Source organism: Arthrobacter sp. W4I7 (genome assembly GCF_030816215.1).
Lineage (GTDB): Bacteria > Actinomycetota > Actinomycetes > Actinomycetales > Micrococcaceae > Arthrobacter > Arthrobacter siccitolerans_A.
In genome coordinates, this window is the sequence record NZ_JAUSXU010000001.1 from 1,780,380 (window position 1) to 1,796,342 (window position 15,963).

13 protein-coding genes are annotated in these 15,963 nt (G+C 58.8%); 11 read left to right on the forward strand and 2 right to left on the reverse strand.

The window, feature by feature from the left end; translation table 11 throughout:
• Nucleotides 1-64: 64 nt before the first annotated feature.
• From nrdF to QF047_RS08255, 11 genes are all read left to right on the forward strand, one after another.
• Nucleotides 65-1,039 carry a class 1b ribonucleoside-diphosphate reductase subunit beta gene (gene nrdF / locus QF047_RS08205; protein ID WP_307275503.1) on the forward strand — a complete coding sequence of 325 codons (975 nt, stop codon included), beginning with the start codon at nt 65-67 and terminating at the stop codon, nt 1,037-1,039.
• Nucleotides 1,040-1,455: 416 nt separating this feature from the next.
• Nucleotides 1,456-3,399, forward strand: coding sequence for a tetratricopeptide repeat-containing protein (locus QF047_RS08210; RefSeq protein WP_307275505.1), 1,944 nt, complete (start codon nt 1,456-1,458; stop codon nt 3,397-3,399).
• Nucleotides 3,400-3,536: 137 nt separating this feature from the next.
• Nucleotides 3,537-4,037, forward strand: a complete 501-nt coding sequence (locus tag QF047_RS08215; RefSeq protein ID WP_306633958.1) for a TIR domain-containing protein — start codon at nt 3,537-3,539, stop codon at nt 4,035-4,037.
• Nucleotides 4,038-4,302: 265 nt separating this feature from the next.
• Nucleotides 4,303-5,592, forward strand: coding sequence for an ISL3 family transposase (locus QF047_RS08220; protein ID WP_307275509.1), 1,290 nt, complete (start codon nt 4,303-4,305; stop codon nt 5,590-5,592).
• A gap of 46 nt (nt 5,593-5,638) precedes the next feature.
• A complete protein-coding gene (locus tag QF047_RS08225) occupies nt 5,639-6,733 on the forward strand; it encodes a helicase associated domain-containing protein (protein WP_307275512.1) in 1,095 nt (364 codons plus the stop codon).
• Entirely contained in the window at nt 6,730-9,195 is a 2,466-nt protein-coding gene (locus tag QF047_RS08230; RefSeq protein ID WP_307275515.1) for a hypothetical protein, read from the forward strand. The genes QF047_RS08225 and QF047_RS08230 overlap by 4 nt, the downstream gene beginning before the upstream one ends.
• Before the next feature lie 589 nt (nt 9,196-9,784).
• Nucleotides 9,785-11,164 carry a DUF262 domain-containing protein gene (locus tag QF047_RS08235; protein WP_306633939.1) on the forward strand — a complete coding sequence of 460 codons (1,380 nt, stop codon included), beginning with the start codon at nt 9,785-9,787 and terminating at the stop codon, nt 11,162-11,164.
• Nucleotides 11,164-13,128, forward strand: coding sequence for a DUF262 domain-containing HNH endonuclease family protein (locus QF047_RS08240; protein ID WP_307281846.1), 1,965 nt, complete (start codon nt 11,164-11,166; stop codon nt 13,126-13,128). Before QF047_RS08235 ends, QF047_RS08240 begins: the two co-directional genes overlap by 1 nt.
• A 289-nt stretch (nt 13,129-13,417) precedes the next feature.
• Nucleotides 13,418-13,666, forward strand: a complete 249-nt coding sequence (locus QF047_RS08245; RefSeq protein ID WP_306633937.1) for a type II toxin-antitoxin system Phd/YefM family antitoxin — start codon at nt 13,418-13,420, stop codon at nt 13,664-13,666.
• Nucleotides 13,663-13,923: a type II toxin-antitoxin system RelE/ParE family toxin gene (locus QF047_RS08250; protein WP_307275519.1), complete on the forward strand. Its 261-nt coding sequence runs from the start codon at nt 13,663-13,665 to the stop codon at nt 13,921-13,923. The genes QF047_RS08245 and QF047_RS08250 overlap by 4 nt, the downstream gene beginning before the upstream one ends.
• Before the next feature lie 262 nt (nt 13,924-14,185).
• On the forward strand, nt 14,186-14,818 hold the full coding sequence (locus tag QF047_RS08255; protein ID WP_307275522.1) for an MBL fold metallo-hydrolase: 633 nt from the start codon (nt 14,186-14,188) through the stop codon (nt 14,816-14,818).
• A gap of 31 nt (nt 14,819-14,849) precedes the next feature.
• Here QF047_RS08255 and QF047_RS08260 read toward each other — a convergent pair whose 3' ends face one another.
• The gene (locus QF047_RS08260) at nt 14,850-15,230 is read right to left on the reverse strand and encodes a RidA family protein (protein ID WP_307275525.1); all 381 of its coding nucleotides are present in this window, start codon (nt 15,228-15,230) and stop codon (nt 14,850-14,852) included.
• Nucleotides 15,231-15,441: 211 nt separating this feature from the next.
• Nucleotides 15,442-15,954, reverse strand: coding sequence for a glyoxalase/bleomycin resistance/extradiol dioxygenase family protein (locus QF047_RS08265; RefSeq protein WP_307275527.1), 513 nt, complete (start codon nt 15,952-15,954; stop codon nt 15,442-15,444).
• Between the last annotated feature and the right edge of the window lie 9 nt (nt 15,955-15,963).

Here is a 15,963-nt window from a genome sequence, read left to right on the forward strand (position 1 = left end):
CGGGTGCCCGCCCGCCGTCGTACGCTTTAACTTAGAGAAAACCACCCAACTTTTAGGGGATGTCATGACCGAGAAGGTCAAGCTGCTTAGCCACGTCGAGGCCATCAACTGGAACCGTATCCAGGACGACAAGGACGTGGACGTCTGGAACCGCCTAGTCAACAACTTCTGGCTGCCGGAGAAGGTGCCGCTGTCCAACGACGTCCAGTCGTGGAACACTTTGACGCCGGCCGAACAGCAGCTCACCATGCGCGTGTTCACCGGTCTCACCCTGCTGGACACCATCCAGGGCACCGTCGGTGCCGTCTCACTCATTCCGGACGCGCTCACCCCGCACGAAGAAGCGGTGTACACGAACATCGCCTTCATGGAATCCGTGCACGCCAAGAGCTACTCCTCCATCTTCTCCACGCTGGCCTCCACCAAGGAGATCGACGAGGCATTCCGCTGGTCCACCGAGAACGCAAACCTTCAGAAGAAGGCCCAGATCGTCATGGACTACTACCAGGGCGACGACCCCCTGAAGCGTAAGGTGGCGTCCACCCTGCTGGAGAGCTTCCTGTTCTACTCGGGCTTCTACCTGCCCATGTACTGGTCCTCACGCGCCAAGCTGACGAACACGGCTGACCTGATCCGCCTGATCATCCGCGATGAAGCCGTGCACGGCTACTACATCGGCTACAAGTTCCAGAAGGGCCTCGAGGGTCTGTCCGAGGAGCGCAAGCAGGAGATCAAGGACTACACCTTCGAGCTGCTCTTCGAGCTCTACGAAAACGAAGTGCAGTACACGCACGACCTCTACGACTCCGTCGGACTGGCCGAGGACGTCAAGAAGTTCCTGCACTACAACGCCAACAAGGCCCTCATGAACTTGGGCTACGAGGCGATGTTCCCGTCTTCGGTCACGGACGTGAACCCGGCGATCCTCTCGGCGCTGTCACCGAACGCTGACGAGAACCACGACTTCTTCTCCGGGTCCGGTTCTTCGTACGTGATCGGCAAGGCCGTCAACACTGAGGATGAGGACTGGGACTTCTAGTTGCTGGTGTGAGATCGCGTGCTACTTGGCGGTTTAGACATTTGTTGGCGAAAATGGGACTAGACGTTTGGCGAAGACCGATTTAGGTGGCGATACGGACGCTCGGGCTTAGTTGTGGGCACTCCCAACTAAGCCAGGGCCTCCTTTGGGACTTTTTGTGAGGTTTCACGCCACGTGGCCAGGTTCCACGGTGGGTGGCCAACTGATTCACTCCGTTGGCCAAGGGCAGGGCGCCTCGGCCGCCGCAGGTTGCACGAGACGACGTCAGCCAGTTCGATGACGCAATCGAACGTGCAATTTTGCCGCTACCTCGCGTGGCGGCGCCATGCCGATGAACACTCCAACCACGTGCGGCTGCTGAATTTTTCCACATTGCCGAGTCAGCAAAATTTTCTACAACAGATAGCGAGAGCTACGTGATCATTGTCTATGCCGGATCACAGGTCGACGAACCTGACCGTGAAGTTCCTCGGCTGCCAGCCAGTGCTGAGGCTGAACTGATGGTCCGGCTCCGGGGGCTAATCCAATCGCTGAAGCCTAGCTTGGTCGTTGGAGCTCTCGCCGCCGGCGCAGACATATTGTTCGCTCGCGCCGCGTTAGCCGAGGATACGCCAGTCCGGGCAGTATTGCCTTTCGGCTGCGATGACTTTCGGCGAACGAGTGTCGAGTCGCGAGGCGAGCCGTGGACTGGTCACTATGACAGAATCTTGGGCAATTCGAAGGTCGAGGTTGTTCAGGGTAACCAAATAGTGGAGGATTCCGCAGAGGCGTTCATTGCTCACAATCTGACAATTCTGGATAACGCGAGTATCACCGCGGAGGCGACGGGCGAGCGTGTATGGGTCATCACGGTCCGACCTACGCCCACTTCCGACTCACCATCAGTCACGGATGACCTCGTTAACAGGGCCGAAGACCGCGGTTATCTGACCATAGACTTGAGTCCGGCCCGCCAACAGATCAGCGCATTCGTTGTCATGCCTTACGGTCGCAAGCGAGACGCCGGAACGGGTCGAATCACCGACTGCGACCCGCCCTTCCACAAAGTGTATAGACCTCTGCTTGAGGACGTCGACGTCGAATGGACCAGAGCCGATCTGGAAACTGACAGCGGGATCATCCATTCGGGCATGCTTGCCTCGCTCGCGAACTCCGACCTCGCCTTGGTGGATCTCGCCACAACTAACTTCAACGTCGGCTACGAACTCGGAGTGCGGCACGTGTTCGCCGCACATTCGACCATCCTTTTAAACCCTTACGTCCAAGGGCGGCCCCGGAAAGCGCCTCCGTTCGATATCAACTTGATTCGAGTTCATTCCTTTGCACGAGACGAAGACCTCTCGGATCAGCAAGCCGAAGACGCCATAAGGAAGCTGAAACCTGTCATTGCACAGGCCATCACTCACCGTACGATCGACAGCCCGGCTCACGACTGGTTCGAAATCGACCACATCGACCGGCCGTTCGCTCAGAGATCGGCCATCCCAGGAGCTGTCGTTCTGGCTGGCGAAGCACGGCGCCGAACCAGCGACGTTATAAGGAGTTCAGACGCTGCCTCTATGCGCGCGGAGGCAACCTGGCTCGAAACTGCGCCTGGAATATCTGAAGCAGTTCGACGCGCCCTGCGAGTGGAGCTGGCAATCGCGCTGCTCGACGAAGCTTCGTACCCAGAAGCGCGCACACTGCTAGACCTCGCACGGCCCACGATGGACGATCCGCTACACCGTCTCTGGCTTCAGAAAACTGTCATGGCGTATAGACGGCTTGGAGAGCGGGAAACCGACCCGCACGTACGTCGGACCCTGTGGCGCACTGCCCAAAACTTGCTGGTTGAAGCTGAACAAGCAGGATACGCAGATTCGGAAACCTATGGAATCTGGGGCGGTCTCATAAAGCGCCAACTTCAGGACGAGGAAATTTCGGACGATCCGGCCGTTGCAAACAGCCTCTTCCAGGAAATGGCCGAAAAATACAGGGCGGGATTCGAACTCGATCCGCAGTTTTACACTGGAGTCAATCTAGTGATGGCGCTCCGCCTAGGTAATCGGGACCGCGATGACTCCTTCCGAGAAGAACTAAATGAGGCGATAACGGTCACCCGATTTCTTACTCGCCTCGCGCTAGTAAACGACCGCACAAACTACTGGACCTTGGTAACCCAAGCAGAATTGTCTCTCCACGAGGCCCTTGAAAACCTGGGGGAGATTGACACCGCCGCGCAGCAGTTCGCCGAATCGGCGCGGTATGGACGTCCAGATCAGATTTCTAGTACGAGGTTTCAGTTACAGTTTCTCGCGTCGCACGGAGCTCCGGCCGACGCCATCAACCGCCTTACGAGAATTCTCGATCAGGCAGGATAGGAGTTCAATCCATGACTTTGTACGGGTCACAAACCCAGTCCGCAATCCGCGAGCTGCAGCAGATAACTCGGAGCTACGAGAACGTGACGGAGGGGATGCGGAAATCGGCATCCACGCCCCCTCGTCACAAGGTTTTCGTGAGCTACCATGCAGTCGACGCTGTAGAGGTACTTGAATTCATCTCTGCCAACACGGAGGTGTTCATCCCTCGCGCGATTGGAATGGAAGAAGACGGATCGGACATCATCAACTCAACCAACGTCGCCTACATACGGCAGACCATCCGGGCAAAGTTCTTGAAGGATTCGACCGTGACCCTGGTTGCCATTGGAGAGTGCACGTGGGCACGAAAATTCGTCGACTGGGAAATCTATACCAGCCTACGATCAGACCCGAACCCCAATGGACTACTTGCCGTTCAGCTGCCCTCCGTTGCCGGAACGAAGCCGGACATACCCTCACGTCTCTCACTCAACATAAATAAAAACGACAATTCTGCCTACGCCAGCTACTATGTACCGGCCCCATCGCAATCCATCCTCCGCACGTGGATTCAAGAAGCCTTCGACGGCCGAACCAGCCGTCGGAGCTTCATTAAAATGGGCGGTGATTTGCGAGAACGAAACTCCTCCTGCTAGCGGTCGTAACCTCCGCTAGGACCTGACTCGACACTCTCAGGCGCCCAGTCCAAGCCGTCTTCCGGAATGGGTCCCAGACGAGGAGCCCGTCTCCACAGTGACATTACAACCACGGCGGGACGGGTTTGTACGCCATGTGGACAGCTTTGAGGGCTCTCCGTGGTTCGTGGTGAAACGGATTCCGTGTCTTGAAAGCTGAAGGGCTCGTAGCCCTGCTGTGATGGATGTTCTCTACGCATTCATCAAGAGTCAGGAGCTACGAGCCTTGATCGAGCCTACTTCCCCGCGCCCCGATGCTGCCACCGCCATTTTCAACCTGCCCGACTATCGCGTCACCGACACCGAGGTCCTCGCCTTTGGGCAGCGACGGGTGTGCGTCGAAGCCACTGCCGAGGCCGGCTGCCCGTCTTGCGGAGTGATCAGCACGCGGGTGCATTCACGCAGGCCCCAACGTCTGCGCGACATCCCTGTCGCCGGCCCGGTCGAAGTGATCTGGTCCAAGCGGAGATTCTTCTGCGATGAGTATCTGTGCCTGCGGCAGACGTTCGCGGAGGAGACCGCCCAGGTTCCGCGACGGGCACGGTCCACCCGCCGGCTCCGCGATGCCCTCGTGGGCGCTGTCATCGGTTCCGGACGGGCCGCCGCCGAGGCGGCGGCCTCTTTCGGTGTCTCGTGGTGGCTAGTCCAGCGGGCCTTGGATTCCGCGGCGCTAACCCTGCCCAATGTTGATGCCCTCGCCCCGCGGATGCTCGGCATCGACGAACACCGTTACCGGTCCGTCCGGTTCTTCCGCGATCCAGCCACCAAGGCCTGGAAACGCTACGAACCCTGGATGACCACCATCGTCGACCTCGACAGCGGTCAAGTTCTCGGGATCGTGGACGGCCGCGACAGCGAAGGCGTCGGAGACTGGCTATTCGCCCGGCCTCTTCAGTGGCGCCTGGGCGTGCAGGTCGTCGCAATCGATCCGTCCGCGGCGTTCCGCAAGGCCCTGCGGATGTGGCTTCCGCGCACCGCCGTGTCGGTCGACGCGTTTCACCTCGTCAAGCTGGGCAACGACATGCTTACCGAGGTCCGGCAACGGCTCACCCAGCAGGTCCATGGCCGGCGGGGACGCTCCATCGATCCGGTCTGGGCCAACCGGCGACTGCTTCTGCGGGCCGGGGAGACACTCTCGGACCGGGCCCGGGACAGGCTCAGTACCGTGTTCGCCACCGACGATGCCACCGGGAAGCTGCAGGCCGCCTGGCTGGTCAAAGAGCAGCTGCGGACCCTGCTCTCCACGGGATCCCTCGCCGACGCGGCCGCTGCGAAAGACCGACTGCAGGCCCTGGTCGAACGTGCTGCGCAGCCGGAAACGAACCGGCTCTGGCGCACGATCTGCCGCTGGTGGAAAGAGATTGAGGTCCTCATTGTCACCGGCGCGACAACAGCGAAAGTGGAAGCTAACAACACCGCGATCAAGCACATAAAAAGGACAGGCCGGGGATTCACCAACGCCCGGAACTACAAAACGCGTATCCTGTTGCGCAGTGCCGCCAGAACAGCGGCATGAACGTCCATGACGGCAGAACATTCACCACAAACCGTGAAGAGCCGCTATGCCACGCGAAGACCAGGATCACCGCTTTATTACCCGCTTCGGTGAACTGAAGGCGTTCATTGAGCAAAACGGGCGTCGCCCAAGGGCAGAGTCTAAGGAAGCTGTTGAAGCAGCCTTGGGACGGTGGGTTATTTCGCAGCAGACGCTGAGGAACGCCGGTAACCTGGCCGAGAATCGTCTGAAGCTGATCGAGGATCTTGGGGACGCGCTTACTCCGAGGCAAACGTATGCAGATCGGATTACGGAGCTCGCAGAATTCATTCGCTCAAACGAAAGGCGCCCGCTTTACGGTGCCGTAAATACATCCGAACGCAGTCTCGCTGCATGGCTAAATTTTCAAGTTATCGCACGTAATAAGGGAGAACTCTCTGCCGAACGCTCGGAGTTGCTTGAGCCCTTGGTGCCGGCAAGTTCAACGCGAAGAATCCGGGCACTCGCGGAATGGGTTGCGGACCTAGAGGCATTCCATGCCGAGCACGGGCGAATGCCATTGAGTACGCGGGAAGAAGAGCGCGGGCTCGCCCAGTGGCTCATCAACAAGCGAATGTCGTTCAAAGATGGGAGCATGCCTCAGGAAGAGATCAAACTGCTCGGTGCAGTTCCCGGCGCGCTGGCGACCAGGAAGAACGCTGATCCTGACGCAATGCTGCTGGAGGCCCAGGAATGGTGCGCCCGACACGGGCACATTCCTAGAGCCAGCTTCGCCGACACCGGTGCGCTCAGTCTGGATGAGGAGAAAGAGCGGACGATTGCAGCTTGGATGCGTAATCACGCTCGCGAAAGCACCCGTGCTTACGAGCCGAGCGAGTACGCCGAGCGCCGACAGAGCATCCTCGACCTCTACGAGGAGTACCCATCGCGAACAGAATTCAACGAGATCGTCGCAAGGGAGAGAGCACGAAAGGTGCTTGAGTGCGCCGACCACGTCCCTTCGAGCACCGAAGACAGCCAGACCCACGGCTGGATCGCGAACGCGCGCCGGCTTCGTGCCGCCGGCACGGAAATGTCCCGGAAACCCTGGAGGTCCTGGCACTCGCGGATGAACTCAAAGCCCATACCGAGCACAAACGTGATGCTCGACTTGAGAAGTTGAAGGAATTTGTAAAGGCGAACGGACGCATGCCCGGCTTTGCGAAATTGGCGCCCAAGGAAGAAAAGAACCTCGCCTTCTGGGTTAAGCGCCGGCTCGACGGATCTCGGACAGCTGGGGGTGCTGAAATCCATGAGAGCATCACTGAGCTCATTGCAGAGTGCACCCGAGTAGCGGAGACCGCCAAAGACGTTGAACCTGTCAAGAAGCGGAAAGGAAAAGCTGCCCTGGAGAATGCGGAGTGCGCAAAGGTTATGGCGGCGTTGACTGAAGCAGGCCATATCCAGGGATCCGGGTCGCCGGTCTATGCGTGGTTGGTCAAGCACCGGAAGCTCCGGGCTGCAGGAGTGCCACTCTCCAATGAGATTTCGCTTGTGCTTGAGTATGCGGACTCATTGAAGTCTGCGCGCCAAGTCCGACACGAGCGACGTCTGGCTGACTACAACGACTTCCTGCAACGGTTTGGCCGGCTTCCGACTCCGAGCGGTGAGAAAGCAGAAGCGTCCTTGGCTAACTGGGCCAGGGGCGTTTTGCGGGGAGTCGTAGACGGCGGACCCGAAGTCGAATCAGCGCTTCGCGCGCTCCAGACGGATCAGAACCCAGAGACGAACAATGTGGCTAAAGTAACCCCAACCGGAGAGAACGAAGCCTGGGGAATGATTCTGGACGCTTACGGGAAAGGGGAACGGATAGCTCATCTGTACGCCGACGGTGACTCTCCGAAAAAGTTCTTCGACCGTCTCCGAGAAATCGTTAACGTTCAGCACGAACAAAGCCGTGCGGACGCCATCGCGAGTGAAGTTCGAGCGCTGCGTCGAATGATTCAGGACGACGTCGACGCCGGTCGCATCGAGGGCTGGCTACCTGCAGAATCGGTGCGCAGGTCAATGATCTTGAAGCACAGGTTCCACTGGCTGCACAGCCTGGCTGCCGACGTCTACAACGAAATCTGCCCCGAAGTAAACCTTAACGTCGACTACCCGATGAGCTGCAATTCCCCCTATCTCGACTATGGCGTCTTCGCGGTTTACGGCATGCTTGAGGGGCTCAGCGCAGACCTGGCTGAACCGCTTTCACCGGCGGAAGCAAGCGTCGTGGAGGACCTTGAACGCTTCTTGTCCGGTGCGCCTGCCTCAGCGCGGCGAAGTGCAGTGTGTTTCGTTATGGGAGCGCGGAGGCAGCTGAATCGTGCACCGGGTAGGCAGCTCTACGCGCGGGAGTACGATCTGGGCCGGGCCCGGTTCCGAGAACTTCTTGATGAATCCGACTACCTGGACTGGCCGGTCCCAGCTGAAACTGTGTCCGCTCTGCTCGGCGGAGGGTCGTGGAATGGGGCCCTAACTGCGGTAGGCCTTCCCCCGATCTTGCAGGCACGGAACTGGCAGGGACAGGACTTCATCCGTGCTGCGCTCGACTTTTCAGAAACGGCATCGGAGCTAGACCATTCTCCCAAGACTGAATTCGCATACGACGACTGGGTGAAACAGCAGCTAGTGCGGGGAATGGAACGACCATCACTTCTCAGCATGCATACAGAATTCGGTGTCTTGAGTAACGGACTGAGGCTGGTAGCGGAGAGCACAGACCTCACGCGGGAGGACGCCGCCGTAGAATCCGAGGACGAATGGCACCGAGTCCAACACTTGCTCGCCGAAACTGTGTCCCGAACCCCAGAGGGCGCCTCACTTGAACTCCGGGTCGTGGAACAAGGCGACGACCTGGACATTCCACTGTTCGCAACTGCGACGATCAGAGCTGACGGAGCCGAATGCTCGTTCCCTTCAAACCTGGTTGTCGAGACGAAGGACTGGCCCCAAGATGTCCGACGGATGCTCGAACTTGGCTGGGCACCGGTCCGAGATGCCCATGACGTGTGGGTCAAGGAGTCCGTCCCGGTTAAGGACGTCGCGTCGACTCTCCTCGCCGGGTTGCGGGAATGCCGGGGCGTCACGAATCCTGCGCAACTGAGGTGGTCTGCGAAACTACCGACCGGGGAGGCTAGGACGAGTCCGCCCTCCAACGGCCAAGGCGAATGGCGGAGCCTGGCCTCGGAAGGACCCGGGCAAGTGCTTCTGTGGGCCGATGCTGTGGAGTGGCTGACAGACGAGCTGCTGTGGCTCAAAGACGACGACTTCCTCAGCATTGAATACGGGTACGGAACGGGGGAGGACTGTGCACCCTATGCGCAGGCCACCCCGCGTAAATCCGGATTGTCCTTGGAACTCGTTTCTGAGGAATTTCTTTCTGCCGACGTCTGGCCGCTCAATTCGAACTTTCTCGTTTCCGCCGGCTGGGTAGCCCCAACTGGCGAAAACCCAAACTGGCACATCACTGACGTGCCAAGGGAGTCCGCTGCCAAGAAGCTCCTGGACGGGCTGCGAATTGGCCGGGAATGCCGGGACGCTAGACTGCTGCGCTGGCATCTAGCAGTGTTCCCTCCCGACATGGGCTCTTCCGGGGACTGAAGGAGCGGACCGGGAGGTCCTTCATCATGGTCGGGTGCCGAAGGCCAGTGGCCGAAAGCGAGGCTTCTCGGCTTTCGGTCAGCGGAGGTCCGGACCGTGGGAATCGAAGCTTCAAATAGAAGACCCCGATCAGCCGGTAGCGTCCCGCAGGCTGCAACCAACGAGGCAACCTCCGGCAACCGAGTTGCGTTTCCGGAGGTTGCCGGGCAGGCAATCTGACTCCATCGCATCTGGAAGGAATCCCCAAACGCTGGCGCACCCAAAGAGTACAAGCTCGCCGTGCGTGGGGGGGAGCCAGTCTGAGGCGCCGGAACTGCGCCGCAGTGGATGCAGCAAAACTGCGGAATTGCACACAAACTTCCATATCGTCGTGCCACTATCCGGCTGCTGGTCGGACCAGTTTTCTGCGGGACTCGCCGAGACGTTGATGGAAGTTCTTCCAATAAGGGCTGCATCTCACACTGAGTCCCGAGCTTTCATAAGACACTCGCTGTAGTTCGACGCGCGAAGCACTGTGTAGGGCAGCTAGTCCCTTAGAGTCTCAATGACGGGCTGCTGGTTGGTTGCCCAATTTGCGAGAGGGGTGCGTGTGGCTATTGATCGCGAGAAGGGCGTCAGAGTTGTCACCGTTGGTGAGCTGTTAGATGAAGGACTGACGATCCCGTCCTATCAAAGGCCCTACAGCTGGGAGCCTGCCACTGCGCTCCAACTTTTCGACGACATCCGTGAGGCATTTAGGGCAGAAAAAGCTTTGCCAAATGCGGACCAGGCCCAATGGCCTTCATATGTGCTCGGCGCCGTTATCCTCCATAGGGACAATGAGAATGTTCAGATCCACGTTGTCGACGGCCAGCAGCGTCTCTTGACCCTGACAATTTTGCTGGATCTACTTGATGAGGCGAGCGAAGGCCATATCGAGGTCCTGCCGATCGAGCAGGAGGACCCAGCCGCTCGTGTAGTTCTAGTCCGTACGGAGTTGGCCCGTCGTGTCAGACGCATGGAGGAGCCAACTAAAGCTTTTGCTGACTTCATCCGTAGCAACTGCGAAATCATTCGAGTGGAGACGGATGACGCGGACGAGGCTTTTCGGGTTTTCGACTCACAGAACTATCGGGGCAAGTCCCTGCTGCCACACGATTTGCTGAAGGCATACCATCTGCGCGAGATGAGCGACGAGTCTGACGCTATGCGAGAAGCCCTCGTCGAGGGTTGGCAGAATGTCCCCGATGCAGAGCTGGACCGGCTCTTCTCAACGTACCTTTGGCGTATCAAGCGGTGGACGCGTGGACTTTCCGCACCAACTTTCTCAACGCGATACATCGACTCCTTCAAGGGCTTGACACCCAAATCGGCAAGCACGCCTGCCGCGCGCTACCACCTCGCTGCTCAAACCGCCGTGCCTATGCTCGCGGCCTGGGTTGAGCACTCCGATGAAGCGAACCGGATGACCAACCGAACGCGCTTCCAAATCGACGCACCCGTGGTCGCAGGACGGTCCTTCTTCGAGATGGTTACGTTCATGTTGGCAGAATTACGAAGACTCCGCGAAGAGGGCTTCGATGAACAGGACGGGGACGAGGGCAAGGAAAAGTCTTGGGGCCACTTCGCCTCCACGGACGACGACTTTCGCGAGCTCCCATCGCGAGCAAGGTATCGATACGTTTCCGAGCTTTATCTGGCAGCACTGCTCTACTACACAAACAAATTCGGCGACGTCGAGATTCGCGAGGCAAAGAGCCGGTTGTTCACGTGGGCCTACACCCTCCGGACGAGCTACCAGCGGCTTCAGCTAGTCACCGTGAACAACCACGCCAGTTCTTTAGACCACAGTGCATCGGCTTTCGTTCTTCTTCGGAGTGCTGAGACCTCGACCGAACTTCGGCGGTTACGCGTCGAGGTCAAAGGACGAGACGACATCCCAAAGCATGAGCAGGATTTGATGCGCCTCTTGGATAGGTTGGCCGGTTGATGATCAAAAACTTAGCAGCGAATTTGTTTACGGTCGGCGAGCTCTTTGATGAGGTGAAAACGCACTACGAAATTCCAATTTATCAGCGCAACTACGCCTGGGGCGTTGAGCAGATCGAGCAACTCATTGATGACGTGTGGGCGGCAGCACAGGCGGAAGCTGACGATTACTTCTTAGGTAATTTGATAGTGGCCCGGAAGCCTCCCGGCCTCAGGAGGGATGGCGTGGCCTTCGAGGTCGTTGATGGTCAGCAACGATTGACAACCCTTTTGATGCTATTGACGCACCTCGGAGTCGCTCCGAAGGCGCAACTCACGTATCAATCTCGGAGGAACGCGACCCAAGCGCTGACGCGCCTCACGACTTCGGACGATGACGAAGGTGCCGGCATCCACTTGGGCTTTCAGGTGATCAAGTCGCGCATGGCGAAGTTCAGCACCCCCGAAGAACGAGACACTTTTCAGAGATTCCTAGAGGATAACGTGCAGCTCGTGCGAGCGATTCTCCCTGTACAGACCGACTTGAATAAGTACTTCGAGATCATGAACACCCGTGGCCAGCAGCTGGAGCAGGTCGACATTATCAAGGCGCGACTAATGAGTTACCTGCGCAACGAGGCGGGAGAGGTCGAGGACGATAGGGCTTGCCTCGGGTGGGTCTGGGACGCCTGCGCTGAGATGAACTCGTACATCCAAATGGCGCTGACTCCAAACAACACCGACTTGCGAGACGAAATATTTAGTCCGAGATGGGACCGCCTTACGGTTTCGACATTCGATGACCTGATCCTCAAAAGGCCGCAGGTTCACGCCCGGAGTGGCGTGAGCCGGAGTGCGGGCGTGAGCATGGGCGAAGCGCTCCGGCTCTACGCCAGAACCCCTGCGGAGCCAACCGAGGAAGACTCCGAAAGTCGCCGGTTCGAGTCGCCCATCAAGTTCCCAACTTTGCTCCTTCACGCGCTAAAAGTTCTGAGGGAGACGGACGGCGAGGACGACGTCGATGGCCACCTCGATGACGGCAAGTTGATCAAGCTTTTCGAAAGCCATTTCAAACCTCTCTCCGAGACTCAGCGGTCGGACCGGGTCAAGCGGTTTATCGAGGTTCTCCTGCGATGCAAGTTCGTGCTGGACAATTACGTTCTCAAGCGCGAGTTCACGGCAACCAACGCTGACGACGGCGCCTGGTCTCTAAAACGCCTGACCCGGGGAGAGTCAGCCTCTCAACGAGGCAAACGCACTACGGTCAATGCGCGCTTTCCCAACGCCTTCTCGCCCGACAGGGCGGAGTGGGAAGACACCCCCGTTGACGATGCAACACGCGACGTGCTGCTGCTCCAATCAATGTTCCGAGTCACCTACACCTCCCCGCGGACAATGCACTGGATCACGAGAATCCTACGCGAACCGATCATCGGCCTGACGCAGCAGGACGCGGCTCAATCGATCCTCGCCGTCTTAAGGACACACGCGCGCCAGAAGGTGCAGCAAGCATTCTTTGTCGGGTCCCAGCCAGCCGGATTCAATATTGAGCGAATCGTGTTCACCTACCTTGACTACCTGTTGGCAACGGGGGGTGCCGGTCCCGGCTCCCCTCTCGACCCCAACTTCACTTTCGTGTACCGGAACTCCGTGGAGCACTTCTTCCCTCAGTACGCCAACCGAGACGATGACGGCTGGGACCTGGTGACGCCTGATGATAAGGAGCTCCACATGTTGGGAAACCTCGCGCTAGTGAGTGTCAGCACGAACTCCAAATTCAGCAACAACTTGCCCCTGTACAAGGCGAACAAGACAGAGATCGCCAGGCAGAGCACCAAACTTCAACTCATGTCGGACTTGGTCAAGAGCGGAACCACATGGGACAAGACGGCAATTCGCCATCACGACAGGGCAATGGTGAACGTGCTCCGCGAGGACCTACGAGAGGCTGGCTACGATGTTGACATCCACTTTGCGGGTCCTTGACGAGGCCGTCCGAGCCGATTGACTCGGTTCGGGTCTCGCAGTCGCAGGAGGCTCCATGACAGCGCCGGAACGAAGTCCTGTACCTCCAAGCTGCCAGGTTGTGACCCCACATCACCTCTTGATTTCGCCAACTAGGGTAGTCAGCCAACATCGGCAGTAGCCCACTAAAACCGCGGAACCACGACGGTCCGCATTTGGCGCTTTCCGCCAAGTAAGCTTGGGTCTCACACTCGCTCGATTCGCATGGAGCAGATGTACATCTGGTGCCAGCGGATGTACATTTGTTTCCATGTCGACCATCAACATCACTGACGCCCGATCACACTTACCGGAGCTCATCGAAAAGGCCGAGTCGGAGCCGGTATTCATTGAGCGTCGCGGACGTCGGGCAGCAGTTCTAGTATCGCCAGAGCGATATGAGCAGATGCTTGATGCTTTGGAAGAAGTCGAGGACGTTGCGGCATTCGATGCAGCAATGGCGGAAGAAGGGGAGAACATTCCCTGGGTACAGGTGAAGGCGGATCTGGGCTGGGCATGAGTCCCTACCGGATTGAGCTAAGACCTGCGGCCGTCCGCGCACTTAAGAAAATTCATCCTGAGGACAAAGAACGCGTTCAGGGTGCTATCGCGCTCCTCGGCCAAGACCCACGGCCGCCCAAAGCAATTGCCTTGAGCGGCCGCCCAGGTTGTCGGGTCCGTGTGGGTGATTATCGGATCATCTACACCATTCAGGACGACGTGCTCTTGGTAGTGGTCGTCAACCTAGGGCATCGTCGGGACATTTACCAGAAGTGACGTCCGCCGACCTGCAGGCAAACATCGCCACGCGGTAGCTCGGCGGTTGATGTCTGTGCGCTCGGCTCCACGGATAATGAGTCACCGCCGTCGGCCGTGCCAGCACTGGGGCCTCCAAGGCTGCCGTCCCCAGCGGTCTGGCATCCTTCTCTCTGGTGCTGGCCAAGGAAAAGTTGACGGGATCACCACGGTTTCCGCGTGGCCGTGCGATCTGTGGCTTCCGCAACGCGTCACGGCCTTGATGAGGGACTATGGTGAGGAAGTGAATTCCTCCGCTGCAATCCGTGTTACTGCCGTTCGTGTGGCCGAGTTGCTTGCCGAAGGTGAGCTGATGCCGGTCTACGTGCACATCATCGATCACCCCGAGGCGCGCGTGCTGGTGGACACCGGCATGACTCAGCTCCATCCGGCGGTCGCGGACATGGATCCGCGCCTTTACCCGTTGGACGAGCAGGACTTCGACCTCGACAGTGTGGACATCGTAGTCAATACCCACCTGCATTTCGACCATTGCGGAGGTAACCATCTCTTCGCGGGCAAGCCCGTCTACGTTCAGCGTCAGGAACTCGAAGACGCCCGCAACGAAAACGACTACACGATCCCGGAATGGGTGGACCCGCCTGGGATGCACTATGTTCCCGTAGACAGGGAGCTTGAACTGCTTCCGGGGGTGCGCCTTCTTTCGGCACCAGGTCACACCCGGGGGTCAGAGATCGTCGTCATTGGCGGTGACGACGGTCCCACCATCATCGCTGGCGATACAGCAGTTTGGTTCGGTGAACTTGATAACCCTCGCACGGAGGGGCAGCTGCTGGTGCGCTCTTTGCACCCTGAAATGGTTTGGCTGACACACGCGCACACGCCATGGAGGCCTGGAGCCATAGCCTCTCCATGAACCACCGCTTTCCGGCGAACACTGGGACTCCTCAGCCGACATAGGCCGTCATGCGTACTGAAACGAGGATTCCCGGGAGTTCGACGCCCAGCTTGGCCACATACCGTGCCGGAGGGTCAACCGGAAACCATCGCGCGTACTCCTCATTCAATCCCGCGAAGTCTGCAGGACGACTAAGCAGCACGCCGACCTCAACGACGTTTCCCAAGCCTGCACCCGCTGCCTGAAGGACGGCCTCGCAGTTCGCAAGAGCTTGGCGCGTCTGATCCTGAATGCTGTCGCCCTCGAGGTCGCCAGCGGTCAGATCGATACCTACGATCCCCGAGACAAACACGAACGGCCCCGCCTTAACGCCCTGGCTGAAGAATGGCGAACTCGGCACCGTGGCTGATGTAACGATCTCCCTCGTCATGACCGGTCCTTTCCCTGCCCACATGGATGCTGGAAGCAGAATCACAGTCATCACCGAATAGCGCAACCCTTGATGCCCCCTATAGTCCATAACTGCCTCGCTCACGGAGACCTTCTGGCGAAGCAGAAGGGTCCCGCGCCGGGTATACGAGACCCCAGGGGCCGCGTCATCAACGTCGCCAGTCACATCAAATAATCCTGTGACCTCGCGATTAACCCTGCTGCGCCGCCCACTCCTCGACCCTGCGGTTGCTTTCCTCTTCAGAAAGGTCTTCGACGCGGGTCATGATGGACCAGCGGACGCCGAAGGGGTCGCGGATACTGGCGTAACGGTCGCCCGAGACAAAGGTGGCCAGTGGCTCGAGGATGATGGCTCCGGCCTCATTTGCCCGCTTCACCACGCTGTCTGCGTCCTGGCAATAGAAGCCCAGGGAGTAGCAGTCGTTTTCACCCTCCGGCGCGGGGACCAGGTGGTAGTCGGGGTTGGGTTCCCCTAGCTGGAGGCGGCCGTTCCCAAAGTCGAGATCTGCATGGACCACTACCCCGCCCATCTCGGTAGCGGCGACTACGCGGGCGCCGAAAACGTCCCTGTAAAAGGCGATCGCTTCCCTGGCGCTGGTCACAGCGAGGAACGGCGTGAGGCTCGTCAGGCCATTCGGAACCCCGTGCGTGGTGTGCTCTCCGTGGGCGGCAATGGTCGATTTCCTGCTTGTAGTATCTGTCATGTCGTTGAC